The organism is Candidatus Kapaibacterium sp. (assembly GCA_023957315.1).
Classification (GTDB): Bacteria; Bacteroidota; Ignavibacteria; order Kapaibacteriales; family UBA2268; genus PGYU01.
In genome coordinates this window covers 73,018-99,330 of the sequence record JAMLHE010000006.1, presented here as the reverse complement: position 1 = coordinate 99,330, position 26,313 = coordinate 73,018, and the positions used below count along the sequence as shown (strand labels likewise).

The 26,313-nt window shown below is 37.1% G+C and carries 24 protein-coding genes; 16 read left to right on the top strand and 8 right to left on the bottom strand.

Going from position 1 to position 26,313, the window contains the following annotated elements; genetic code table 11:
• Positions 1-19 precede the first annotated feature (19 nt).
• The 5 genes from accB to pdxH all read left to right on the top strand — a co-directional run bounded on the left by accB (position 20) and on the right by pdxH (position 5,291).
• Positions 20-526 carry an acetyl-CoA carboxylase biotin carboxyl carrier protein gene (gene accB, locus M9949_08005; GenBank protein ID MCO5251351.1) on the top strand — a complete coding sequence of 169 codons (507 nt, stop codon included), beginning with the start codon at positions 20-22 and terminating at the stop codon, positions 524-526.
• A gap of 16 nt (positions 527-542) precedes the next feature.
• A complete protein-coding gene (accC, locus tag M9949_08000; protein MCO5251350.1) occupies positions 543-1,886 on the top strand; it encodes an acetyl-CoA carboxylase biotin carboxylase subunit in 1,344 nt (447 codons plus the stop codon).
• A 57-nt stretch (positions 1,887-1,943) separates the two neighbouring features.
• A complete protein-coding gene (gene gcvH / locus M9949_07995) occupies positions 1,944-2,324 on the top strand; it encodes a glycine cleavage system protein GcvH (protein ID MCO5251349.1) in 381 nt (126 codons plus the stop codon).
• 154 nt (positions 2,325-2,478) lie between these two features.
• Positions 2,479-4,584 (top strand): CAP domain-containing protein, encoded by a 2,106-nt coding sequence (locus tag M9949_07990; protein ID MCO5251348.1) that lies wholly within the window; start codon positions 2,479-2,481, stop codon positions 4,582-4,584.
• Between the two features lie 68 nt (positions 4,585-4,652).
• Complete coding sequence (gene pdxH / locus M9949_07985; GenBank protein MCO5251347.1) at positions 4,653-5,291, top strand: pyridoxamine 5'-phosphate oxidase; 639 nt, start codon at positions 4,653-4,655, stop codon at positions 5,289-5,291.
• Positions 5,292-5,293: 2 nt separating this feature from the next.
• Here pdxH and M9949_07980 read toward each other — a convergent pair whose 3' ends face one another.
• From M9949_07980 to M9949_07965, 4 genes are all read right to left on the bottom strand, one after another.
• Complete coding sequence (locus tag M9949_07980; GenBank protein ID MCO5251346.1) at positions 5,294-5,713, bottom strand: ATP-binding protein; 420 nt, start codon at positions 5,711-5,713, stop codon at positions 5,294-5,296.
• 4 nt (positions 5,714-5,717) lie between these two features.
• Complete coding sequence (locus tag M9949_07975) at positions 5,718-7,556, bottom strand: hypothetical protein (protein MCO5251345.1); 1,839 nt, start codon at positions 7,554-7,556, stop codon at positions 5,718-5,720.
• Between the two features lie 67 nt (positions 7,557-7,623).
• A complete protein-coding gene (locus M9949_07970) occupies positions 7,624-7,827 on the bottom strand; it encodes a flagellar FlbD family protein (GenBank protein MCO5251344.1) in 204 nt (67 codons plus the stop codon).
• Positions 7,820-9,139, bottom strand: a complete 1,320-nt coding sequence (locus M9949_07965; protein ID MCO5251343.1) for an AAA family ATPase — start codon at positions 9,137-9,139, stop codon at positions 7,820-7,822. The genes M9949_07970 and M9949_07965 overlap by 8 nt, the downstream gene beginning before the upstream one ends.
• A 219-nt stretch (positions 9,140-9,358) precedes the next feature.
• Here M9949_07965 and M9949_07960 point away from each other — a divergent pair, with 219 nt between their 5' ends.
• From M9949_07960 to M9949_07950, 3 genes are read left to right on the top strand one after another with little or no spacing between them, the layout of a single operon-like run.
• Positions 9,359-10,933 carry a response regulator gene (locus M9949_07960; protein ID MCO5251342.1) on the top strand — a complete coding sequence of 525 codons (1,575 nt, stop codon included), beginning with the start codon at positions 9,359-9,361 and terminating at the stop codon, positions 10,931-10,933.
• Between the two features lie 3 nt (positions 10,934-10,936).
• Positions 10,937-11,140, top strand: coding sequence for a tRNA (adenosine(37)-N6)-threonylcarbamoyltransferase complex ATPase subunit type 1 TsaE (locus M9949_07955; GenBank protein ID MCO5251341.1), 204 nt, complete (start codon positions 10,937-10,939; stop codon positions 11,138-11,140).
• Positions 11,133-11,390 (top strand): tRNA (adenosine(37)-N6)-threonylcarbamoyltransferase complex ATPase subunit type 1 TsaE, encoded by a 258-nt coding sequence (locus tag M9949_07950; protein ID MCO5251340.1) that lies wholly within the window; start codon positions 11,133-11,135, stop codon positions 11,388-11,390. Before M9949_07955 ends, M9949_07950 begins: the two co-directional genes overlap by 8 nt.
• A gap of 7 nt (positions 11,391-11,397) precedes the next feature.
• On the opposite strand, the gene M9949_07945 is transcribed toward M9949_07950, so the two are convergent.
• Complete coding sequence (locus M9949_07945) at positions 11,398-13,023, bottom strand: T9SS type A sorting domain-containing protein (GenBank protein MCO5251339.1); 1,626 nt, start codon at positions 13,021-13,023, stop codon at positions 11,398-11,400.
• 27 nt (positions 13,024-13,050) lie between these two features.
• Positions 13,051-14,802: an SAM-dependent chlorinase/fluorinase gene (locus M9949_07940; GenBank protein MCO5251338.1), complete on the bottom strand. Its 1,752-nt coding sequence runs from the start codon at positions 14,800-14,802 to the stop codon at positions 13,051-13,053.
• Between the two features lie 159 nt (positions 14,803-14,961).
• Between M9949_07940 and M9949_07935 the strand changes: the two genes are divergently transcribed.
• Positions 14,962-16,206, top strand: a complete 1,245-nt coding sequence (locus tag M9949_07935) for a glycine C-acetyltransferase (protein ID MCO5251337.1) — start codon at positions 14,962-14,964, stop codon at positions 16,204-16,206.
• Positions 16,207-16,284: 78 nt separating this feature from the next.
• Here M9949_07935 and serC read toward each other — a convergent pair whose 3' ends face one another.
• Entirely contained in the window at positions 16,285-17,364 is a 1,080-nt protein-coding gene (gene serC, locus M9949_07930) for a 3-phosphoserine/phosphohydroxythreonine transaminase (GenBank protein MCO5251336.1), read from the bottom strand.
• Between the two features lie 142 nt (positions 17,365-17,506).
• Complete coding sequence (locus tag M9949_07925) at positions 17,507-19,642, bottom strand: tetratricopeptide repeat protein (GenBank protein MCO5251335.1); 2,136 nt, start codon at positions 19,640-19,642, stop codon at positions 17,507-17,509.
• Positions 19,643-19,829: 187 nt separating this feature from the next.
• Here M9949_07925 and M9949_07920 point away from each other — a divergent pair, with 187 nt between their 5' ends.
• The 7 genes from M9949_07920 (at position 19,830) to dprA (ending at position 26,304) form a co-directional block, all read left to right on the top strand.
• Positions 19,830-20,741: a D-2-hydroxyacid dehydrogenase gene (locus M9949_07920; GenBank protein ID MCO5251334.1), complete on the top strand. Its 912-nt coding sequence runs from the start codon at positions 19,830-19,832 to the stop codon at positions 20,739-20,741.
• Positions 20,742-20,768: 27 nt separating this feature from the next.
• Entirely contained in the window at positions 20,769-22,010 is a 1,242-nt protein-coding gene (locus tag M9949_07915) for a DUF1015 family protein (GenBank protein ID MCO5251333.1), read from the top strand.
• A gap of 145 nt (positions 22,011-22,155) precedes the next feature.
• The gene (locus tag M9949_07910) at positions 22,156-23,151 is read left to right on the top strand and encodes a GyrI-like domain-containing protein (GenBank protein ID MCO5251332.1); all 996 of its coding nucleotides are present in this window, start codon (positions 22,156-22,158) and stop codon (positions 23,149-23,151) included.
• Positions 23,152-23,300: 149 nt separating this feature from the next.
• Positions 23,301-24,431 (top strand): saccharopine dehydrogenase NADP-binding domain-containing protein, encoded by a 1,131-nt coding sequence (locus M9949_07905; protein MCO5251331.1) that lies wholly within the window; start codon positions 23,301-23,303, stop codon positions 24,429-24,431.
• Positions 24,431-25,090 (top strand): RNA methyltransferase, encoded by a 660-nt coding sequence (locus tag M9949_07900; GenBank protein MCO5251330.1) that lies wholly within the window; start codon positions 24,431-24,433, stop codon positions 25,088-25,090. Before M9949_07905 ends, M9949_07900 begins: the two co-directional genes overlap by 1 nt.
• A gap of 38 nt (positions 25,091-25,128) precedes the next feature.
• The gene (locus M9949_07895) at positions 25,129-25,227 is read left to right on the top strand and encodes a hypothetical protein (protein MCO5251329.1); all 99 of its coding nucleotides are present in this window, start codon (positions 25,129-25,131) and stop codon (positions 25,225-25,227) included.
• A 57-nt stretch (positions 25,228-25,284) separates the two neighbouring features.
• Positions 25,285-26,304 (top strand): DNA-processing protein DprA, encoded by a 1,020-nt coding sequence (gene dprA, locus M9949_07890; GenBank protein MCO5251328.1) that lies wholly within the window; start codon positions 25,285-25,287, stop codon positions 26,302-26,304.
• The last annotated feature ends 9 nt before the right edge of the window (positions 26,305-26,313 follow it).

The following is a 26,313-nucleotide window of genomic DNA, read 5'->3' as shown; positions in this document are numbered from 1 at the left end:
CAACAATTCAGGAGATATTATGGACATCAGTTACTTGAAAGATATTATGCAGTTGTTTGATGAAAGTTCTGCTTCATCGCTCGAAATAGATGAAGAAGGCACAAAAATCAAAATCAGCAAAATCAGCGAATCTAAATCCGAGTCTAATACCAATCAGCCCATTATTATTCCGATGGGTTCTTTTGCATCTACCCCGAATATGGCACCTGTTCAAGAATCGCAACATTATGCACCTCAACAATCCGCTCCTGTAGCTGAAGCAAAAGATGTTGCACCGGAAAGTAATCTTCACGAAATCAAATCTCCAATTGTGGGTACTTTTTATCGTTCACCTTCGCCCGAATCACCGGCTTTCGTGGAAGTAGGCACTAAAATTCGCCCGGGTGATACACTTTGCATTATCGAAGCAATGAAATTAATGAACGAAATCGAAAGTGATGTCAGTGGCACTGTCGTGAAAATTCTAATCGAAAATTCTAAACCTATTGAATTTAATCAGCCAATTTTCCTTATTCAGCCTGATTAATAAGGGATAGATGAGTATGATAAAAAAAGTATTGATTGCAAATCGAGGCGAGATAGCGCTTAGGATTATCCGAGCTTGTAAAGAGATGGGAATTGCAACAGTTGCTGTATATTCTACAGCAGATAAGGAATCTTTACACGTGAAATTTGCTGATGAAGCAATTTGTATCGGTCCAGCTCCAAGTCGCGATAGCTACCTCAGAATACCGGCTATTATATCGGCTGCTATGATTACCAATGCGGATGCAATTCATCCTGGATATGGGTTCATGGCTGAAAATGATAAATTTGTTGAAATTTGCAACGACCACGGAATCATCTTCATTGGTCCATCTGCCGATGCAATTCGCAGAATGGGAAATAAATCTATAGCAAAAGAAACTATGCGTAACGCAGGGGTCCCTGTTGTTCCCGGCAGTGTAGGCGTTGTGAAAGATTATGAAGAAGCGAAAACAGTTTGCGATGAAATCGGATACCCTGTAATGCTGAAAGCTGTTGCAGGTGGTGGCGGCAAAGGTATGCGACTTGTCGAAAGTCCGAATGAATTAGCTGCCGCATTCAGCGTAGCAAGCAATGAAGCCGAGGCATTCTTTAGCAATCCGGATTTATATATCGAAAAACTTGTTATCGGTTCACGACATATAGAAATTCAAGTGATTGGCGACAAACACGGCAATGTCGTGCATCTGAACGAAAGAGAATGTTCTATCCAAAGACGGCACCAAAAACTAATCGAAGAAGCTCCATCGCCCGTAGTAACAAGGGCTTTACGTAAACAAATGGGCGAAGTTTCTGTACTTGGGGCAAAATCTGTGAACTATTACGGTCCCGGCACAATCGAATACTTAGTTGATGCTGAAATGAACTTCTACTTCATGGAAATGAATACCCGAATTCAAGTTGAACACCCTGTCACGGAAGAGTCATTGGGAATAGATTTGATTACTGAGCAAATTTTAGTCGCTTCAGGTGGCAAACTAAGGCTAAAAGAGTCTGAGCCAAAATTCCATTCAATCGAATGCAGAATCAACGCCGAAGACCCTGAACACAATTTCCGCCCAAGCCCCGGGCGTATTGATGTATTTCATGTTCCCGGTGGTCGTGGTATCAGAACCGATTCCCATGCTTACCAAGGCTACACAATTCCGAGTAACTATGATTCATTAGTTGCAAAATTAATAGCTACTGCCCCTACTCGAAAAGAGGCAATAGCTAAGATGTACAGAGCTTTAGACGAATTTATAATCGAAGGAATCAAGACTACTATTCCTTTCCATAAGAAGATGATGATGAACAAAGACTTTATCTCAGGCAATATTGATACAAAATATTTAGATAGAGTTGATTGGAATTCAATGTAATTTTCTTAATTTTACACTTTGATAATTGTTTTTTTTCAATTAAAAGTTGGAGATTGTATGAATTTCCCGGAAAATTTAAAATACACAGAAGACCACGAATGGGTCAAATTAGAAGGTAATATCGGCACTATCGGAGTGACTGACCATGCTCAAGGCGAACTTGGTGATATCGTTTATATTGATATTCCCGAACCCGACGCTACTGTCAACGTTGGAGATAGTTTCGGAACAATTGAAGCTGTTAAAACTGTTGCAGAAATGTATGCCCCAGTTTCAGGAAAATTGGTGGAAGTCAATTCAGCATTGAATGATGCTCCCGAAACAGTAAACTCGGACCCTTATGGCGAAGGATGGATTGTAAAAATCGAATTGAGCAATCTTGCAGAATTAGACAAGCTAATGGATGCAACAGCTTATAAGGCTAAAATCGGACATTAATCCAATTAATTTGAAGAACATTTAGCCCTCAGAACAAAAATGAGGGCTTTTTGTTATGTTAAGTATTCAACTTGTTTTATTAAATAAATGTAACTTTCTCTTCATTCGTGTGTAATATATGAATGGATATTTGTTAAATTATAAAAAAATTAAAATGAAAAAAATATTATTACTTATCGCTATCATAATTGCTGTACCAAGTTTTAGCTTTGCAGGGAATCCCGAATCACAAAATTTGAATGCTATATATGATGTATTGCCTGACATAGGGTCATGCACAGCAGGTGTGTTGAAACAATCAGAGATTGACCGAGTTTTAGAGCGTGTCAATTATATCCGCAGCCTTCATAAGCTCAAACCAGTAACTTACGAGTACAATGGTCAACAAATGTCTATGGAAGGTAGCTTGAATATGATTGCAGGCGGTACTATCGGACACGTTGATGACCCTTCGTCAAAATGCTACACTCCGGGTGCCGGTCAAGCAAGGCTAAAGTCTAATTTGCATCTAGGAATAGGAACGAATCCTACTACAGTCATAAGTGAAGATATAATTATCGGATGGCTGATTGATGAGCATAATGCAGACAAAGAACAAAATTATAAAGTCGGGCACCGTAGAGCAATAATCAATCCTTTTTTGACTCGATTTGCTTTTGGTAGAGCTGATGGCAAACCACAAGGTTCAAATTATTATTATACCGGCGCAAATTTTTTGTATCAAGATTATACAAATGGAAATATATCGGATACAGACTTAGAATACATTGCTTATCCATACGAGTATTATCCTCCTTCTTATTTTAGCAAGTCCTTTTATTTGTCATTCAATGCAATTGCAAGTAAGTCAAATTTGTGGGCAAACCAAAATGTGGATTACACATCAGCAGTTGTTACAATGAAAACTGAAAGTGGCTCAAATATCAATGTGAATTCTGTAAAATACGACAACGAAGGTTGGGGAAGTTTCCCGAACAACATCAGTTGGAAAGCAGACGGATTGGTAAATGAAGTGCGATACAACGTTGAAATCAAAGGAGTTGTGGTAAACGGACAAACGAAGAATTATTCTTATTGGTTCAATTTGACTGATAAAAATCAAACAAGTCCACCACAAACTCCACAGCCACAATTGCCGGAAAACTTAGCAAAAAATGTCAAAGTTTCAAATGCGCTCACTTGGTCGCTAACTGATAACACGAATAAATACATTTTGCAAGTAAGCTCAAATGCAAATTTTACAAGTTTAGTAATCGACAAAAATGCTTTACCAACAAACGCATATCTGCCAAATGAACTAACTCATTCGACCCAATATTGGTGGCGAGTAGCAGCGAATAACGATGCCGGAACAAGCCCATGGTCTGAGGTATTTACATTTACAACTGCTTTTCCTTTGCCGGCGAAAGTTGTATTGAAAACACCGGCAATCAATGCTGACATCAAAACTACTACCCCAACTTTGACTTGGGAGGCAGCAGACCGTGCTGATACTTATGCAGTTCAAATAGCAAACGATAATACTTTTGAAGGCTTTGCCATTAAATTTACTAAATCAGGAATCGAAGATTTAAGTGCCGAAGTAACTCCTAATCGTTTAGTAAACAACACAACTTACTATTGGCGTGTACGTGCATCGAATGGCACCGGATATGGCGAATTTTCAGAAATTTGGTCATTCAATATCGGTTCGAGTATGTATGGTCCGGCGCTAATATATCCTGAAAATAATGCTACAAAAGTTGAAAAATCACCGCTCATCAAATGGGGACAAATTGAAGGTGCTGATTCTTATAGAATTCAAATCACAACCAAAGAAAATTTTGAAGAAAGTTTGGTTGTAAATCAAGGCGGATTGACAGACGAAGAATACCTCTTTAACACTAGCGAAGGAGGCACTCTGTATAAATGGCGTGTTCGCGGTGAATCATCAGGCGGAAACGGCGATTGGTCTCAAGTAAATTCGTTCACAACAGACCCCTCATCATCAGTACAAAGTTTTGTTGACAAAAACTTCTTAATGTACCCAAATCCGGCAAATGAACAAATCAAACTACAATTGAATTCGTTCGCAATAGCGCCAATTAAAATACTCATTTTTGATATTTCCGGCAATGTTGTGCATGAATCAACAAATATTACGTCCGAAGGTGTAAATGAATACATAATCAATATCAGTCATTTACCTATTTCGACTTATATGATATCGATTAACAGTGGATTGAATAGCTTTGTAAAGAGCTTTACAATTGTAAGATAAAATATAAAATCTAACGGCACGATTAACACAATAGTTCAATCGTGCCGTTTTTAATTTGTGGGAATTCAATGGAAAATTTAGGCGATATCAGACGAGATTACAACAAGTTCAAACTTGACGAAACTTCGATTAATAAAGACCCTTTTGCACAATTCAAAATTTGGATGGATGAAGGGTTGAACGGTAATTTCTACGAACCGACAGCGATGGTGATTTCAACTGTCAATTCCGACGGTCGCCCATCATCGAGAGTTGTGCTTTTGAAAAGCTATGACGAACAGGGCTTTGTATTCTTCACGAACTATTTGAGTCGCAAAGGAACTGACATTACGTCCAATCCTTATGGCTCATTGCTATTTTTCTGGGATAAATTTGAGCGTCAAATCCGAATTGAAGGTAAAATCCAAAAAATCTCTCCTGAGGAATCTAAAAAATATTACGATACAAGACCATATACGAGCAGAATCGGAGCTTGGGCATCGGAGCAAAGTCAACCACTAAAGAGTAGATTCACTTTGATTAGGAAAGTGCTTAAACTAATGATGAAGCACCCGATTAATGTGCCGTTGCCGGACTTTTGGGGAGGCTACCGTTTAGTGCCTGATGAGTTTGAATTTTGGCAGGGACGAGAAAATAGATTGCACGATAGGTTCAGATTCAAATTAAGCGAAACTGAAAAGTGGGAAATATTGCGATTATCACCTTGACCCTATTTGAAAAAATATTTCATTTCCACAACTGTTCCTTCCGAATTCGAACGTATCTTGACTTCATGCATTAATTCACGAATGATAAAAACACCTCTGCCGCTTGCTTTGAGCAAATTTTCGGGTTCGAGGCAATCGTCAATTTCCTGAGGATTAAAACCAGTCCCTTCGTCTTTAACGTAAATGTAAATCATCTCTTTATCTGCTTCCACATTAAACTGAACTTGCTTGCTTGGGTCTAATTTGTTGCCATGATTGATAGCATTGTTGACTGCTTCTGTGACTGCAATCATGATATTGTAAAATATCGTATCATCAATAGAAAATTTTGACCTCAAATCTGCTAAAATCGGTTCAATTTCTGTGATTGAATGTCTTTCGCTCTTGAGAGTGTTATGAGAATGGAAAATTTTTTCGCTCATGAAATTACAATGAAATTTGTGAAACTAAATAAATATTTGGTATTTCTCCCGAAAACCTATCATTTATATATCTAAATTCATACCAACCTACTAAAGATATTAACGAATAATGCGAAAAATTAACTTTAATGTTTATTTCAGGACCTAAACTAACACTTACATAATCATTTGGATTGCTTCTGCGAATTGCGATATTCCTATTTGACAAGTTGTAGTATCTGAACCCGCAAGCTACGTCATAGACTTCGTTCTCCCTATATTTCACGAAAAATTTCCCGAAAAATTTCATATTTCCACTGACGGGTGATTCCTCAAAACTTGACCAATACAAGACTCCTGTTTCACGATATATCAAATCGTAGTTCAATAACAGGCTTGTCTTTTCAGTCAACCTAATTGTAATCGAATCATTATATCCTATTTGACGAAAGCTATAACTCGAGACACCCGGTGATATTGATTCAAAATCGTAAACTGTATAATTTGCCAAGATGTTGAAAGTAGGTTTCAATGAAATAAATTTGCTATTGTAGCTGAAAAATGGGCTCAATTTGATAATCCGCATCCAATAATTCGATGCACTTCGCTGCGATTTAAGATAGACCAAATGATTCATTTGCAATTCGGCATTAACCCCCATCGCGAACAATTCGTTGACTTTGCGTGAATACTTGGTGGAAATTATTGTCATGAACTCGTCTCTGTCGGAGTAATTCGATTCCGATGGAGTATCAAAGCGTGTTAACATCAGCAAAATTTTTGATTCCAAAGTATCGGATTTCGACAAAAGAAACTGTGTTTGATTGGTAATATTTGTAATAGAAGTTATATTATCCAACATAAAAGCTTCGTTCTTCATTTGATTGAAGCGATTTTCGTCAATATCCTGAAGTTTAGTTACGATATTTTGGTCTTCCTCAGTTGAATAGTCCATTAGTAACCTATTTGTGAAAGCAGGATTGACATAATTCATATTTCCGCTCAATCTGAACGATGTAATGTCGCGAGATTTCGAGACTCCTGTATTCAAATCATTCGGAACATATGTATTGTACCATTTTTCTACCGAATTACGGTTTACTGCTAATTTGATTCCGCTATACATTGCTTTGCTCAGTTGATAATTCAAATTCAGTTCGGCAAAATATGTTAAACTGCCACGTTCCTCGACTGAAAACGGGAAATCAAGACTATTTGCAGACATATACACCGAATCTCGCCTGAGCAGATTCGACCTGTCTAAATATGATACACCAAAATCGGCACTTATGTAATCGTAAATCGAAAAAATTCGCGATACATTTGAATTAAAATTTATAGTATTTAGCGAGCGGTTGTAATTGAGTTTCAACATCTCCCCTTTTAATCTGCCGGCAAAATTCAAATCGCTCTCATTGTTCAAATACTTGGCTTCGAATTTCATAATATCGCCACCGGAGACAACTCCTACTTGCGAATTTTGTTCTCGTCCATATGCAAAATTGATGAAATTATATTCCGAAATATCATATTGAATCCCCAAAAGTCCATTCAATCGACTTAGTTCATTCAATTCAACACTGCCCGGATTGGAAGTGACTAAATATGAGTTATTAAGGAGAAATCGGAAATTGCCGGTCGCCGGTGTTAAATAATTGAATTTGAACGCTTGGTCATCTTGAAATATCGTTCTGCCTTCGAGCGAGGCGTTACCGTAGTAATTTTGCTCTAAATCGAAGATACCGAATTTAGTTTCGGTGTGATAGTCCAATAATAGGTTAAAATTATAGACATTCATCACTTTATTAAATCCGTAGCGAAGCAAATTCTCAATTGGAAGAGTATTGATCGAATCATTTACCATAGTTGAAAATACCGAATTTGATTTCAAAATCAGTATGACAAAAAATAGAAATATGAGTCGCAAAACTCTATTGTTCATCTCGAAAAAGCCCTTTGTTGCACTCTCGTTTGTACAAAATTACGAGTTCTGCAATTAAAGTCTTATTCTCCTTGACAATGATTTTCCTTCCGGATTTCAAAGTGATAGTAGTATCGAAAGCCGATTCTACGGTTTCGATTTCATCGGCGTTCACAAGGATTTTTTCGCCGTCAATTTTTGTCAATTCAATCATCGTTATTCTCAAGTTCGTGAAGTAAAGCCTGTCTCTCAATTTCAAGCTGTCTAATTCTTCGGTCAATCGAATCTATTTCTTCAGGTAAGGAATCCATCTCGAGTCTGAGTTTGCTTGCAGCTTCGTCAACCAAATCAATTGCCTTATCGGGAAGAAATCTGTCAGAAATGTAGCGGTAAGATAATTCTGAAGCAGCTATGATTGCAGCGTCAGTGATTTTGACACCATGATGAACTTCATACCGCTCTTTTAATCCACGTAAAATAGAGATTGTGTCTTCGACAGTCGGCTCATCAATAATCACTTTCTGGAAACGTCGCTCCAAAGCGGCATCTTTTTCGACGTATTTTTGATATTCGTTGAATGTTGTTGCACCGATGCAATGCAATTCTCCGCGTGCAAGTGCCGGTTTGAGTATGTTAGCTGCATCCATGCTACCGGAAGTCGCTCCTGCACCGACTAAAGTGTGCAATTCATCAATGAAGAGGATTATTTCACCGTTTGAATCGGAGACTTCTTTAATTAGTGCTTTGAGTCGCTCTTCAAATTGACCTCGGAAACTTGTTCCGGCAATCAGACTTCCCATATCCAAAGCAACAATTGACTTCGTTTTGAGATTTTCCGGTACGTCGCGATTTACAATTCTTTGAGCGATTCCCTCAACTACAGCAGTTTTGCCAACGCCAGGCTCGCCGATAAGCACAGGATTATTTTTTGTTTTCCTCGATAATACTTGCAACACTCGTCTAATTTCATTTTCTCTGCCGATTACTGGGTCCAATTTGCCTTGAATTGCCTCTTCGTTCAACATCCTGCCGTATCGTTTAAGAGCTTGATATTTGTCTTCGGGATTTTGGTCGGTCACACGGCTGTCTCCCCTGATTGAATGCAATACTTGCAGAACAATATCCTTGGTTAGCCCATTTTCATTGAGTATCTCGAAGGCATCGCTTTTCGTTTCCATCATTGCTATCAAAAGATGCTCGGTACTTATGTATTCATCTTTTAGATTATTCGCATTTTTAAGTGCGACGTTGAACAAATCGTTTGTGGAATTGGATAAATATGGTTGGACGAGAGCAGCATCAGAAATTTTTGGCAATTCTTGCAATTTTTTGTTCACCATTATTTTGATTGAATTCAGGTTTGCTCCGGCTTTCAAAATCAAATCGGGAATAATTCCGCTCGAATCTTGCACCAAAGCCGCAAGCAAGTGAGTTGGCTCAATCGCTTGATTATTATAGCTCGATGCAATCTCTTGAGCTGTTTGCAAGGCTTCTTGTGCTTTTAAAGTCAATTTTTGGTAATTCACAATCTTCTCAGGTCATATATTAATCAACATACAAATTGATTTACGAATTACTTAGATAAGATATTTTATTACTCAATCGCATTCGGCGTAATTATTTCAATATAATTCCGTCTTAAACTTTTGAATAATTTGAATTAAAAATTTAGGACGATTCGATGATGGCTTTTGCTACTATTTTTATAAGTTTATTGTTGAAATTTTGGAAAAGGTGCAAAAACCATGGATAAAATCAAAGGAAAGATTCTTTGGATTGATGACGAAATAGACCTATTGCGTCCTCATATCATATTGCTAAACCAACGCGGATTTGATGTCGATACTGCTACCAATGGCGAAGATGCAATTGAAATGCTGAAGCAACAGCATTTCGATTTAATATTTTTGGACGAATCAATGGTCGGTATTTCGGGATTGGAAACTTTACCGATTTTGAAAGAAATTGACCCGACTACTCCGATTGTGATGGTAACTAAGAATGAAGCCGAAAGCGTTATGGAAGAGGCTATCGGAAGCAAAATTGATGATTACTTGACTAAACCCGTCAACCCGACACAAATTTTAATGGCAGCAAAAAAATTCCTCGAATCTTCAAGAATTGAAGAGGAAAAATTCACGCAAAATTATTTGATGGGATTCAACGAAATTTCTCGTCAAATGCTTGGTCAAGTTGATTGGAATGATTGGGTTGAGATTTATACTCGATTGGTTCAATGGTCTATGGAATTGGATAGAATGCCAAATACGACACTTACACAGACATTGCAAGACCAATTCCGTAATGCGAATGCAGAATTCTCGAAATTTATCGAGCGCAACTATATCAATTGGTTGGATTCAAAGTGGGAAGATGCAAATCCTGTGCTTTCACCACATCTTTTGGATACCTATTTAAAGCCTCTTCTGAGCCAATCTAAGACAGTTTTCATATTCGTTGTTGATTGTATGAGGCTTGACCAATGGCTCGTAATGCAAGAGCTTTTAGCTTCATATTATTCATTCAAGACAAATTATTATTGCACTATACTTCCGACGGCAACACAATATGCACGAAATTCAATTTTCTCGGGACTATATCCGATTGAAATCAAGAAGCACTATCCCCAATGGTGGAATTCCGATACAAATAGCGAAGACCATAAGTTAAATGCTTTTGAAAAGGAATTACTCGAAGCTTGGATTGAAAGACGCAGAATAAAGCTCAGAAACAGACCCGGTTATGTCAAAATATTCGATACCGAATTCGGTCAAAAAATCGAACGTGACATAATGCAATATACTCAAAATCATTTGAACGCTTTTGTTTTGAATGCTGTTGATATGATTGCCCATTCGCGTTCTGATTATGCTATTTTGAAGGAAATTGCACCCGACGAATCCGCTTATCGCTCGTTGACGCGTTCATGGTTCAGGCACTCCAGCTTTTTCGGTATGCTCAAAGCATTGTCAAAACAAAAAGACATCAGCATACTCATAACCACAGACCATGGTTCGGTACGTTGTATGCGTGGCGTTAAGGTGCTGGGAGACCGCGATACATCAACAAATTTACGATATAAATTCGGAAAAAACGTAAAAGCTGAATCAAGATATGCTATGCAAATTGCAAGACCCGAAGATTACAAACTTCCGGCTCACGGAATCACTGTGAACAATATCATAGCTAAAGAAGATTATTATTTCGTTTATCCGACTGATTATCATCATTATTTGAATAAATATCGTGACAGTTTCCAACATGGCGGAATTTCGATGGAAGAAATGATTTGCCCGGTTGTGCAACTGACACCAAGGTAAGAAATGCAAGAACTGAATTTAAAGTCGAAAAGTGAAAAAGATACAATTAAACTTGGTAACGACTTTGCAAAAGAATTAAAATTAGGTGACGTAGTGGCACTTTATGGTGAGCTCGGAGCCGGGAAAACAGAATTTATCAAGGGTTTGTGCCATGCTCTAAACGTAGAGCAAATGGTTACAAGCCCTACTTTTTACTATTATGAATAGCTACACCGGCAGGTTAAATCGTAGGGAACTTAGTATTTATCATGTTGATTTGTACAGAATTAAAAATGCGTCTGAATTGGACGAAATTGGCTTCGACGAATGTATCCATTCCAAAAATGATATTATACTTATTGAATGGGCTGATAAAGCCGGAAACCGATTGTCTAAAGTTGATTATACAGTTAGATTTGAATTAGATGATGACAATGAAAATATCCGTTTAATTTCAATCAAAGATACTTCCAATTGATAGTAACCTAACGCAATATTATTATCGGCTGGACTAAGCTCTGATTTCCACCTATTATCTTCAGGTAATATATTCCTTGAGCGAACGAATTGGTAGAGATTTTTCTGAGATACTCGATATTTATTAAATTTTCAATTTGTTCAGTGTAAATTTTCCTACCCATAAAATCATAAATTTCAAAAATTGTAATAAGTGAATTCCCGTTATAGTACTGAATATTCAGGTTATCTTTGACGGGATTTGGGAAAACTTTGGTCAGTCTTAAATTTGATTCATCAAAGCAATCATCTAATTTTATTACATGCACCTTTTTTATTATAGTATCCGCAGGTTTCTCCCAGAAATCAGTTGCAATCAGTTTGATTTCAAGACTGTCGTAGAGAGGGCTGATGTTAATCTTCATTTCGGTATTGTAAACGTTGAACCATTCGGTAGTGGTTTCGTTGATAAAAGCCCTATATGAATAATCGAGACTATAAGTATTCCGACCTTTGTAGAGCGGTTGGACATGCCACACACCAACTTCACAAGTAAAAACTTCATCGGGACCCGAAATAGCTATATTATTATTTACAAAAGATGTGGTATTGTATGATAAAGGTCTGAACGTTGTATTGATTCGGGTAATATTCAATCCTTTCAATTCATTAACTTTTGATTTTATCTCGCTGAAGCTGGTTCTTGGGTTTGCGGTGTAGAGAAACCAGTCAATCTCAATTTTATGTTCTTCTTTGATTCCATTATGGAGGCTTTCCCCTATTGAGCCCATCGAATACCAAGTCATAAAATCATACTGAGGGTAGTAATTGTTTATAGTATAAGGTTTGAGCCATGAATCAGATTCGTAAGATTGTCCTGAATAAATGATATAATCAACATCAGGTTCGTCACTCAAAATCTCGAATGCAATTTTGTTGCCTAATTTATCAACTCGCATCACATAAATCATCCATCTATCGCCAATCAAAGGTCTCCCTTTGTACTCACCAACGCATTGTTTAAACCCTATAAGTTTGCCATTATCGTAGCAGATGCAATCTAAGTCCGTGTTTAATATATTAATGCCAGTGTAATTATTACATCCCGCTTTCATCCTTGGGTGAGTATCGTGATACCAACCATTATTCCACTCAAAATCCATTTCAGCCCAATACCTGATGGAATCATCACCATCTTTGAAACTAAACATAGTGTTGCTCCAAAGCCAATAAGCTTGGATAATTTTGTCGGGACCTTTTAATGCTTCGAGTTTGATTCTGGTGGCATAAGTGCCTTCCCTGAACAAAAAGCTTGATGCAATCAATGGATGCGGATGCACTTCCCATTTCCCCTTATTGAAGATTAGTTGTACTCCTGTTGAATCAAATTTGATTGTTGTGCTCGGATGTTGCTTAGTAGAATCGTGATAAACATATCCTTGCCATGCACGGGAGTTTATTATCCCGTCACGCGTAATCCAAGGATTATTGCCAAATATCGAACCTGATGAATCAAATGGTGCCGGATTGATGAAATTTGCATAATGAAAATCATCAAAGAGGTACTCAGTATCGAACAAATCTTGCGAATTTAGAAATTTAATATCAAAAAGTAAGATAGTAACTACAGCATAGACCACAAAATTGAAGTTCATTACAATGTCTGCGTTTTTGGCAAAAAATTATTCTACAATATAAGATGCTTTATTCAATAAATCATCAGAAAATGTGAAATTCAATGCTTGCGCAGTCTTTTTATTCAAATAAATTTGAGTTGTCGGCAAATATTTGACAGCAATGTCATCGGCTTTTATGCCCAATAGAACCGAAATTGCCGAAATACCGGTTTCCATTGCCAATTGAGCGTAATCGACCGAAACGCCACCGAGAGCTCCATCTTCAACGTTTTCTCGTGAATCGCCAACTACATACATATTTTTCACAATTGCATTCTGGGATAAATCCTTCATCCCCAAATTTATTGTATTGTCGGCGGCGATTAAGATTGTATTGATTTGTAGCTTTTCTAAAACTGACAAAGCCGGAGTGATTTGACTAATATCTTCTATAATTTCACTTGTAAATTCCAATCCGTATAGTACAGATAATGAAGTAAGTTTTTGTTGTGCATATTGCGAATTTGCTTCGTTCGGATTATACATTCTGCCAGCTTTGGTCAAATTGGGGAATAATTCTTTTACAAATTTCAAGTAATCATCAAAATTGGTTGCATCCGACAATCCGGTTACATTCTCACGCGCATTAAGTATTCCGGCAAACTCGGGCGACGTTACATAAGTATAGACAACAGGAATATTTGCAGGAGTGTAATCAACAGCCGCTTTTGAGGCAGATGTGGAAACAGGAATGATAATATCGCAATTCAAATCAACCAATTCTTTACATAACATTGGCAATCTCGAAGCATCTCCATTTGCATTTTTCTCAATATATTCGACATTTTTGCCGCTAATCAATCCGAACTCTTGCATACTATTTTTAGTTCCTTGAACTATATTACCTGAAATTTCGGACATATTGTATCTCAAAAATCCAACTTTAATATTCGCAGCTGAGATTTGTATTGTATCTCCGGCATTCAAATTATATTTCTCAGACATATTTCCAAAATTCACAGCAAGGATTAATTTATTGTCGGCATCAAGCAATGCAACATTCGCCCCAACAGGAACACTCGAAAAAGTAGTTGACCATCGTGCGAAAAATGTACTGCCACCTGCTTGAACTTTCAAAATCGAACCAAGTTCAATACCCGCCAATAACTCACTTGAAATATTAGTTTCCACGTTGCCGATATTGTCAATATACAGACTCTGCCCTATTACATTGCCTCCATTGAGGTAAGCCTCATAAACCGGTCTAAGACTTGGTTCGGTACAAACTGAGCCGAATTTGTCAAGAGGAGCGTTGGAAAGTATAGTTCTCAGCGATGAATTGTAAATTTCAAAGAAGGTGACATCATCAATGCTCTTGTGTTTGCCATCGAATAGAAGCATATTGTCAATATATCTGATTTCGCCATGAGTATATTTTGCCAAAATCCTCGATGCTAATCCATTATCCGGCAAAATAAAGGCTTGTTCGCCGACTTTGAAAATGATATTTCTGTCAGAATCACCATCGTCAACAGTTGACAAAAATACTGTATTGATAGGATAATTCTTTTTTGCTTGTTCCAAAACGTATGCAGCTTGGGCTACGTCAAAATTTCTGGTTTGAATATATTCGAACTTGACATTGGGAAATTCTTTATTTACGATTCCGGACAAGCTCATGACTAATTCGCTACTTCTGTCGTAATCGGTAATCAAAACAAAAGTGCGGTCGTATCCGATATAATTATTTGTAACGTTTTCTTCGCCACAAGCACTAAACAAAATTGCAATCAGCACCAAAAGAATATACTTCATCATGTAAATGTCCGTTTGAATAATAGTAAAGTAGCAATAACGAATAGCCATGCACATTAATTATATTTTTTATGCAATTTGGTGTTAATTTCTCGTGTGAATTTCGTATTTTTAGAAAATTTTGAAATCAAATTATTAACAATATTTAATTAGGTGAATTTTATGTATGGTCAAATGAAAGAATTTTTAAATCAAGAATTGCAATCACTTAGAGAACAAAAACTTTACAAAAGCGAAAGAATTATCGAGAGTCCTCAAGCAGCCGAAATCGTTGTCGGTGGCAAGAAAGTACTTAATTTTTGTGCGAACAATTACCTTGGATTGTCATCTCATCCCGAATTGATAAAAGCGGCTCACGAAATGATAGACTATCGCGGTTACGGATTATCATCAGTTAGATTTATCTGCGGTACCCAAGATATTCACAAAGAATTAGAGCAGAAAGTTTCCGAGTTTCTCGGTACAGAAGACACAATCTTATTTTGTGCTGCTTTCGATGCAAATGGTGCTGTGTTCGAGCCGCTATTCGGACCTGATGACGCAATCATTACCGATGCACTCAATCATGCTTCAATTATTGACGGAATCAGACTTTCCAAGGCTAAAAGATGGGTTTATAAGCATAGCGACATGAGAAATATTGAGGAACTCGACCCGGCAACAGGAAAAGATTTGAAAGGTTTGGAAAGATGTTTGATTGAAGCTAACGAACAAGGTTGCAGATTCAAAGTTATCGCAACAGACGGCGTATTTTCGATGGATGGCGATATAGCTCGTTTGGATGAAATTTGCGATTTAGCTGAAAAATATGATGCACTTGTTATGGTAGATGAATGTCATGCTTCTGGTTTTATGGGCAAAACAGGACGCGGAACTCACGAGCATAAGAATGTAATGGGTAGAATAGACATCATCACAACCACATTTGGCAAAGCACTCGGTGGCGCCTCCGGCGGTTGTATTTCCGGCAAAAAGGAAATTATCGAATGGATGAGAAACAAGGCTCGCCCCTATTTGTTCAGCAATACATTAGCTCCGGCAATTGTAGGAGCAACATTGAAATGTCTGGAAATATTGACTGCAAGCACAGAATTACGCGACAAATTGGAAAGAAACACTACGAGATTCCGCAAGGAAATGACCGAAGCAGGATTTGATATTATTCCCGGCGTCCATCCTATTACACCGATAATGTTCGGCAAATACGAAAATTGTTCAGCATTGGCAGTTGAATTTGCGAATCGCATGCTCGAAGAAGGAATTTACGTAATCGCATTCTCCTTCCCAGTGGTTCCTCGCGGCAAAGACAGAATCCGTGTTCAACTTTCAGCCGCACATGACGAGCAACATTTAGATAAAGCAATTGCAGCCTTCATCAAAGTTGGCAAAGAATTGAAGATGATATAAGATTGTTGAGAAGAGAACAAAAAAATCCTTCCTTAGGTATTAAGCCCAAGGAAGGATTTTTTGTAATTTAATCTAAAACTATTTGTTGTTCTTGTAGAAATCTTCCATGAATTTAGCAAGAGTTTCTACAGATGCCATAGGACAAGCATTATATACAGAAGCACGAATGCCTCCTACTGAGCGATGTCCCTTCAAACCAAGCATATTCTGTTGTTTAGCTTCGTTGATGAATTTGTCTTCCAATTCCGGAGTGGGCAAATTCCAAGTAATGTTCATCAAAGACCTGTCATAAGCATCAGCAACTGCGCCCTTGTAAAAATCAGTATGAGCATCAATCACATTGTAAATTGTATTTGCTTTTTTGATATTATGAGCTTCGATTGCTTCCAATCCACCCATGCTTTCAATCCATTTGAATGTGCGTCCAACTGCAAAAATCGGTAGCGTTGGTGGAGTGTTGAACAATGATTCTTCTTTTACGTGAGTGTTGTAATTCAACATAGTTGGCATGCCCGATTTTCCGGCTTTTTCGAGCCATTCTTTCTTTATTACAACTAATGTAACGCCTGATGGACCAATATTCTTTTGAGCACCTGCATAAATCAAGCTATACTTGGAGAAATCGCGACGCATTGCCAAAAAATCAGAGGACATATCGGCTACGAGTGGCACATTTGCAGTGTCAGGGTCAATTTTCCATTCTGTACCAAAAATTGTATTGTTTGTTGTGATATGCACATAATCCGAATCAGGTAGAAAATTCCAAGACTTTGGGATATAATTGTGATTAGCTTCTTTAGAAGTCGCTGCTATATTGACTTCACCGAAAAGCTTTGCTTCTTTGGCAGCTTTTTCAGCCCAAACTCCTGTAAGTACATAATCAGCTTTAGTTTTCAAAAAATTCTGTGGTATCATCATGAATTGTGTGCTTGCTCCGCCACCAAGGAAGAGTACAGCGTAATCAGCAGCATCTAAACCTAATATTTTCAAACAATCAGTTTGAGCTGACTTAATCACAGCATCAAACTCTTTTGAGCGGTGGCTGATTTCCATTATGCCAATGCCCTTGCCTGTGAAATCAAGACAAGCAGCGGCTGTTTCTTTTACTACTACTTCCGGAAGTACTGCCGGACCCGCAAAAAAATTATGACTCGACATTTTAAACTCCAATTATTTTACAACTGAGCAATTTTTAATTGCATTTTTACAAATTTCATTACGCAAAAATATCATTTAATTGCATAATAAGCAATAAAAATGCGTTTTTATTAACTTTTAATCACAAAAAACTTGAAATCTGTCACTTTTTAGATATTTGCTTGGGTTGACAAGCTCGAGTATAAAAATCTGTACTTATACTATCGCCTCTTTGCATTGAAATTACCCAATCCTGGCAAGCTGCATTTTTGTTCCCGTAGGCATATAGTGCTTTTCCTCTTTGGCGAAGAGTGAGAGTGGTGTCATGATGTTGTTGGAGCGCCAAATTGAAATCATCGATAGCCTTGCTATAATCCTTATACATGCCGAAAAGCACTCCACGATTGAAATATGCCTCAGGATAATACTCACGTAGTTCCAAAGCGGCATTCAAATCTTCCATTGCTTTGTCATTTTGAGCAGATTTGATAAGCGTCACGCCGCGGAAATATAGTGCTTCGGGATATTTTTCTTTTAATTTCAAAGCTTCGTTAAAATCAGCCAATGCACCTCCGAAATCATTCAAATCATACTTTACAACACCGCGATTGAAAAATGTAAAAGCAGAGTGTTTGTAAAATTCCAATGCTTTATCAAAATCTTTTACAGCAAGTTCAGATTTTTTTAGTTTCCCGTAAGTCAATCCTCTTGCTCCGTATGCTTGGGTGTAGTTGGGATTCGCTTCGATAACCTTATTGAGATGTTCGAGCGATTCTTCAAACCTTTTGTTTTTTTGCAATAGCATGGCGAAATTTGTCCTGATTTGGTAGGCTTCGGGTTTCAATTCCAAAGCTCTTTTATAATCTTTATATGATGAATCTAACATTCCAAGAATTGAATAGCAGTTTGCGCGATTATTCAATGTGTTAAAAGCATCAGGATTTTGTCTAATAGCCATATTGTAATCCAACAATGCTTCTTTATGCTTTCCTTGTCTCATCAAATAGTTGCCACGATTATTGAATGCTGAAAGTATATTGTCTGATTTTTCGATTATGTAAGAATAAAATGAAATTGGATTATCGTAGAGTTTTCCATGATTATTTGAGTAATATGCAAATCCGGCTACTACGAGCAAAAAAATTGGTATTATCGTTTTCAAATTTTTGTAAAATTCTTTCATCGGAATGATAGAAGCTAAAATCATTACAAGTCCGACAACGGGCAAATAAGCACGGTGCTCGAGGTAAGAAAATGTGAATGAGTCGGTTGATTGGCGGTAGAGCATAGGCGGCAATGTGAATGCTAAAAACCACACTAATCCCATCAAATATAACTTTTTATCGGATTCCTTATTTAGTATCAACATTATAAATGACGCTACAAATCCGATGACTCCGATTGCAGTCACTGGCAATGTCATATCAGCCATTGGGGTCAGATTAATAGGCACTAAAAACTTACCGAAAAACTCGGGAATAGTCGAAATATTCAGAAAGAAGTTTGATATTTTAAAATTTGAATCTCCCGGATTGAATCCTATCATCAAAGTCCTAAACCAGATGTAGAAAACAACTACTGCTATCCAAAACGCCAATCCCAGCAAGTAACGTGGCTTTAGAAAAGATTTGAAGTCATATTTTGATTCAATAAAATAATATGCAGTAAATACTCCAATTGAAAGCAATGCAGTCTCTTTGGAAAAAATTGCAAACAAAAATGCTATTACATTCAGCACCAAATACACATAATTCCGCTTTTCGAGAAAGTTGATATAGAATATCAGCGAAACAACCGCAAAAATTGCTAACAAAATATCACCTCTTGACGGAATCCACACAACTGTATGGACAAAGAATGGGTGAATCGAATAAAGGAGACTGAAGCCAAATGCAATGTAACGGTCAATTTTGAGTTTGAGCAATAATACAAATAGTACAAGGCAAAATATGATATGATAAATGAGATTACTGAGGTGATACACAAAGTTACTATTATTGCCTATTGTTGAATCCAACAGATAACTGAGTGATTGGAGCGGTCGGTAGAAGTCGCCGGAACCATATTTCAAAAAGGCGTCTCGTTTGAATGCCTCCTCATAATTGCCAATGCCATTGATTTGCTTGGCATTCTCAAGTATAACATCATCATCAAAGCCTGATAGACCTAAATCTGTAGAGTACCAAAATATTGCTAATGGCAATACAATAAGTACGATAAACCCGATTAGTGTCGAGAAGTCGTATTGATTGCGAATTTCAGCCTTTTTCTTAGTCTTTGATTTAGGATTCTTCTTCATCTTGTTCATAATTTAGTTTTAAATAATTTAATTTTATCACACGTGTAAATTCAAATTTACTAAAATTCCACAAGAATATGAAGTGAACATTTCAACTCTGCTTTTTTATGAATTTTTTTTTAATTAAGTTTGAATTAGGTTGTTTTGCGAAAAGCAAAAACTATTTATGAAATTTTATTAAGGTAAAATCATGAGAATTTTAATTGCAGACGGATTATCCAAACAAGGATTTGACATTTTATCAAATGCCGGGCATGAAGTTGTTGACCAAAAGTACACTCCGGAAGAATTATTAGAAAACATTAAAGATTATGATGCTATTATTGTTAGAAGTGCAACGAAGGTAACTAAAGATGTAATTGACAGAGGTGTAAATTTAAAGTGCATAGCTCGTGGTGGTGTTGGTTTGGACAACATTGACGTAGTTTATGCTAAAGAAAAAGGAATTCCCGTGCTCAATACTCCGGGTGCATCTTCAATTTCGGTAGCGGAATTAGCGATTGCACATATGTTCTCGGTTGCCAGATTCATCAATCTCAGCAACACTGCAATGAGACAAGGTCAATGGCCAAAGAAAGATTACGCCAAAGGGTTTGAACTTACCGGCAAAACTATTGGTTTCTTTGGTTTTGGCAACATTGGCAAAGAAACTGCAAAGCGCGCTTTGGGTTTGGGTATGAATGTTATTGCTTTCGACCCATTTGTTAAGGAAACAGATTTGAATGTTAAGTTAGTGACAAAAGACGAAGTTTTGGCAAATTCAGACTTTATTTCTATGCACATGCCTTTAATCAAATCTGAAGGTCCTGCTATAACAGCTAAAGAATTTGACAAAATGAAAAACGGCGTCGTGATAATTAACTGTGCACGCGGTGGTGTAATTGCTGAAAAAGATTTGCTTGACGCACTTAACTCAGGAAAAGTAAAAGCAGCCGGAATTGATGTTTTTGAAAACGAACCTTGCACAGAAGCACAATTAGAATTAATCAATCACCCAAAAGTCAGCGTGACTCCACATATCGGAGCACAAACAGTAGAAGCTCAAGACAGAGTCGGAATCGAAATTGCCGAAAAAGTAGTAAATGCGTTAAAAAATTAATATTGAACAAATAATTAAGGATAGAAAATGGCAATCTTCAGAAGATTCAAAGCATTTATGCCAATACCCGAGAAGGCTCACGAAATTGCAGCTCCACCGTATGATGTCATTAATTCGGACGAAGCCAGAGAATACGTAAAAGATAAACCGATTTCATTTTTGCATGTCGGTAAACCGGAAGTGGATTTAGACCCTAAGATTAGTACATATGATAAAAGCGTTTACGAAAAGGGTAAAGAAAATCTACATAGCTTGATAGAACAAGGCTTGCTATTCGAAGATAAGGTTCCACATTTATACGTTTATGCTCAAACTATGAACGGCAAAACTCAATATGGGCTTGTTGGTTGTGCTTCTGTCGAAGATTATTGGAATGATATAATCAAAAAACACGAAAAAACACGTAAAGTAAAAGAAGAAGATAGATGCAATCACGTTCGGATAACAAATGCTCATACAGGTCCGATATTTTTGACTTATCGCGATACGGATGAAATTGATAGAATAGTCGCTAATATTGTGAGCAATCCCGCTACTACTGATTTTGTTGCCGAAGATGGCATTCGACATCAATCTTGGGTAATTAGTGATGAAGAATTAATATCAAAAATCGAGAATCTATTGCATAATGTGCCCGAATTTTACGTTGCTGACGGACATCATAGGTCAGCCGCCGCCGGCATAGTAGGGCGTGAGCGTCAAGAAGCAAATCCCAAACATCAAGGCACAGAAGAATACAATTTCTTTCTTGCCGTGCTCTTCCCTGCTTCTCAACTTTACATAATGGATTACAACAGATTGGTAAAAGATTTGAACGGCTTGACACCCGACGAGTTTTTGACTAAACTTAGTGATGTTTTTGAAATCAGCAAATCCGCAAAACAATTCAAACCCAAAGCCAAAGGCGAAGTAAGCATGTACATTGACAAAAATTGGTATGAATTGAAATTCAAATCCAATTTTGAAAATATCCACGACCCTGTTGAGAGTTTAGATGTAGCATTGCTACAAAAATATGTTTTGGATATAATTCTTGGAATCGAAGACCCACGCACAGATAATCGAATTGATTTCGTAGGTGGAATTCGCGGATTGAGTGAATTAGAAAGACGAGTTGATAATGACGAAATGAAAGTAGCGTTTGCAATGTATCCGACTTCGGTTGAAGAATTGATGGCTATAGCCGATGCAGGAAAAATAATGCCACCAAAATCAACATGGTTCGAGCCCAAATTACGTGACGGAATGTTTGTGCATTTTTTAGATTAATATTGAACTTAAAAAAATAAGTTACAGTTAAAAGTAAAATATTTTTCATAGAATACTTTTTTAATATTATGACAATAAATTAATTTATCGTTTCATGAACAAGTATTAATTTAGTAAATTCTATTCACAATATTTGGAGTTTCTTATGAAAATTTTGAAAGTTGTTCTTTTGATAATTGTTGCGATTGTCATTCTTTTCCTTGTTGTTGCAGCATTTATGCCGTCTTCTTATCACGTTGAAAGAAGCATTGATATCAATCAGCCTGTCGAGCTTGTATTTGAGCAAGTAGCGGATTTAAACAACTTTGAACAATGGAGTCCATGGAATGATTCCGAGCCATCGGCATACTTGGGTGTAGAAGGTCATGGTGTAGGGCAAGTTTCAAGGTGGGATGGCGATATAGTTGGCAAGGGTTCTTTGACAGTAACCGGTATTACTGAATATGAATCGCTCACTCAATCCTTGAAATTTGAAGAACCTTATGAAGGTGAAGCCGAAGTTACATTTACATTTGTGAAGAATGATGATGGGTCTATTAAAGTGACTTGGTCAACTGTTGGTAACTTAGCTTATCCGATTCAGAAATTTTTCAAACCTATGATTGAATCAGAACTTTCTAAATCTTTTGATGAAGGTTTGGCAAAATTGAAAGCTCGAAGTGAGGCAATTAAAGATTTTGTTAAAATCGAAGTTACAAATTTCCCGGGTGGCAAGTATTATGCAATTTCTGACAAGGGACATGTAAGCGAAATTGAAGGTAAAATGAATAAGATATTCCCTGAACTATATGAATTTATTGGTAGGAGCGGTTTGAAAATGTCCGGTTTGCCGCTGGCAATAAATAACGAATGGAGCACCGAGCTAATGATTTGGGATTTCACTGTTTGTATTCCGGTCGAAGATAATACAGTCGCACCAACAGGTAGAATCAAAGCTATAGAATTAGCTCCGATGAAAGTTGCTAAATCTGTTTATGTAGGTCCATATGATGGTACTGAAAAAACATATATGGCAATCGAGGCTTACATCAAAAAACGTGGATTGGAAATTGCCGGAAAATCTATGGAAGAATATGTCAATAGTCCACAGGATACACCTCCAAATGAATTGATAACGAATATTCTTTATCCGATAAAATAATTTTTACTTATTTAATTATTCAAGAGACTGCTTTTAATGGGCAGTCTCTTTTTTTATTTACACATTGTTCAATTACTGATAGTTTTTGCTTTGTAAATTATATAAAAATTGTAAGTTTGTAAGATGTTAAAATATTAGATTGAAAAGCAATGAAAAAAGTTACTGTATTAGGTTCGGGAATGGTAGGTAGTGCAATAGCGATTGACTTGAGCAATCGGTTCAAAGTTACAGTCGCAGACAAATCCCAAGACCATTTAGCTAAATTAATTAAACTCGGAATTCCCACAACTGTTACCGATTTATCCAAATATGAAAATATAGCCAAAGTCGTTTCCGATGCGGACTTAGTTATTGGTGCTGTACCGGGTTTTATGGGCTATCAAACACTTGAATACGTCATTGAAGCCGGGAAAAACGTGGTTGATATTTCATTTTTCCCTGAAGATGCTTACACATTGGACTCAAAAGCTAAAGCGAAAAAATTGACAGCAATAGTTGATATGGGCGTTGCTCCGGGAATGGATAACTTCCTCTTAGGACATCACGTCAGAAAAATGGAAGTCACGGATTTCAAATGTTACGTTGGCGGTTTGCCAAAGCTCCGTAGCCACCCATTCCAATATAAAGCGCCGTTTTCGCCTGTTGATGTATTAGAAGAGTACACCAGACCCGCACGATTTGTTGAGAATTCTCATCTCGTTGTCAAACCGGCTTTGACAGACCCTGAATATTTAGAATTTGATGGAATTGGCACTTTGGAAGCATTTAATACGGACGGGTTGCGAACCATTATGCGGAATATCAAAGCTCCGAATATGATTGAAAAGACGCTAAGATGGCCCGGGCATATTGATTTGATGCGTGCAATAATTAAAGCAGGATTCCTGGATACAAACAAAATTCAAATCGGAAATGTCAAAATCTCGCCAATGGAATTCACTTCACATATTTTATTCGATAATTGGAGATTGAATCCCGGTGATTTGGAATTTACCGTGATGAGAGTTGAAATCGCAGGGAACGAAGATGGACAAAATGTTAAATATACTTATGATGTCTATGACGAAACCGACATTGCAACCGGAACTTCATCAATGGCTCGTACAACCGGTTATACAGCTACTGCAGTTGCATCAATGTTCTTAGAAGGCATGTTTGATGAAAAGGGAATCATCGCACCGGAAATGTTGCCTTTGAATGACGATATTTACGAATATGTGATGAATTACCAACTTCAACGCAAAATTTACTACAATATCAAAAAGCAAGTTCTCAGCTGATGATATATATTGACAATGTTGAAGACAGTATAGTTGCTGATTATCAAAATTTGAAACAGCAATCTATTGATGGCACGAGAAGAGATAAATTTGTAGTCGAAGGTAGAAAAGTAGTTAGAAAATTACTTCAAAGCGAACTCAAAACTGTTTCCGTATTTGTAACTGAAGATTTTTTCAATGAAAATGCAGATTTGATTAATAGCAATGTTCCCGATAATTTTCAATTTGTCGCTTCAAAAGCTTTGATGAATCATATTGCAGGTTTTAAATTGCACACGGGGATTTTAGCTGTTGCTCGTACACCAAAATTTTTCGATGTAAGCGAACTTTCTGATACAATAGTCGCACTCAATAATATAAACGATGCAGAAAATTTGGGTTCGATTATCCGAAATTGCATAGCTTTTGGAATTGATTCCATTTTGATAGATGCGGGCACTTATTATCCTTATTCGCGGAGAGTTGCAAGAGTTTCTATGGGTTCACTTTTCAAAGTCAAAATTGCATATGTAAATGCTTTAAATGATTCGTTTAACTCATTGAAACATAATAAATATAGCATCTTTGCAATTGAAAATAATTTAGAATCTGAATCTTTTGAAAATTTTGATTTTATTGGCAAAAAAATCATTATTTTTGGCAACGAAACAAAGGAATAGATAGCGAGATTTTAGAACATTGTGACAAAATTTTTGAAATTAAAATGAACAGGGATATTGAATCATTAAATGTAGCATCTGCATCTGCAATTTTACTCAACAAAATTTACGAAAATACTTATGGCGATACCATCTGATTGGAATATACTTGACATACTCAGACTAAGTTTTACAAAAAGCTTTCATCATACGAATTGGTTAGAATAGTCAGCGATTTCAAATCACTGAACGAAATGACGGAATCATCGCATCCGATTAGGAACAAAGTTTTTGCGGATGATTTGTTCGCTTCCGGTAATCATTATTACGATGAAAGCATGAAGCAAATTGAACACGCGGAAAAAAACAAAAGCAAATTTGTCACTCTTTGGGATTCTGAATACCCCACATTATTGAAATCTATTGCCTATCCACCACCTATACTTTTTGTCAAGGGAACGTTGCAAGCATCTGATTCTATTGCAATTGCAATCGTTGGAACAAGACGCCCTTCGACATACGGAAAACTTTGTGCAGAAAGATTTGCAGATTATTTTGCATTAAATAATGTAGTCGTGGTGAGCGGATTAGCCTATGGAATAGATACAATAGCGCATATGACAACAGTCAAAGGCAATGGGATTACATATGCAGTTATCGCTTCAGGAATAGACAAGCTCTCCCCTTCAACATCCGTTACAAATTCTGACAAAATCATTGAAACAGGCGGAGCAATAATTTCCGAGTATAAATTTGGAATTAGTGCCAATTTAAGCTCTTTCCCTCAGCGAAATAGGATAATTGCCGGAGTATCGAAAGCAGTTTTGATAGTTGAAAGTGCTGCAAAAGGTGGCTCTTTGATTACAGCAAGAATCGCTTTCAACGAAGGTCGTGACGTATTTGCGATACCAGGAAATATCAACAACAAAACAAGCGACGGAACAAATGATTTAATCAGAGCAGAAGCCGCCAAAATAGCTTTATCGCCACAGCAAATCTTGCAGGACTTAGGTTTCGACAAAGTGGAATTTGAAGCAGTCAAAAAAGCACCTGTATTTTCAAACAAGAGTGCTGAATTGCTTTATAGTTTGCTCTCATATGAGCCGCTTCATATAGATGCATTGCTCCAAAAAAGCGAACTCGACATCTCAATGTTGCTCGTTTTGCTACTCGAGTTAGAATTTAACGGGCATATCAGACAATTACCCGGAAAGTATTATATACTAAATAATTAAGAATGGTGA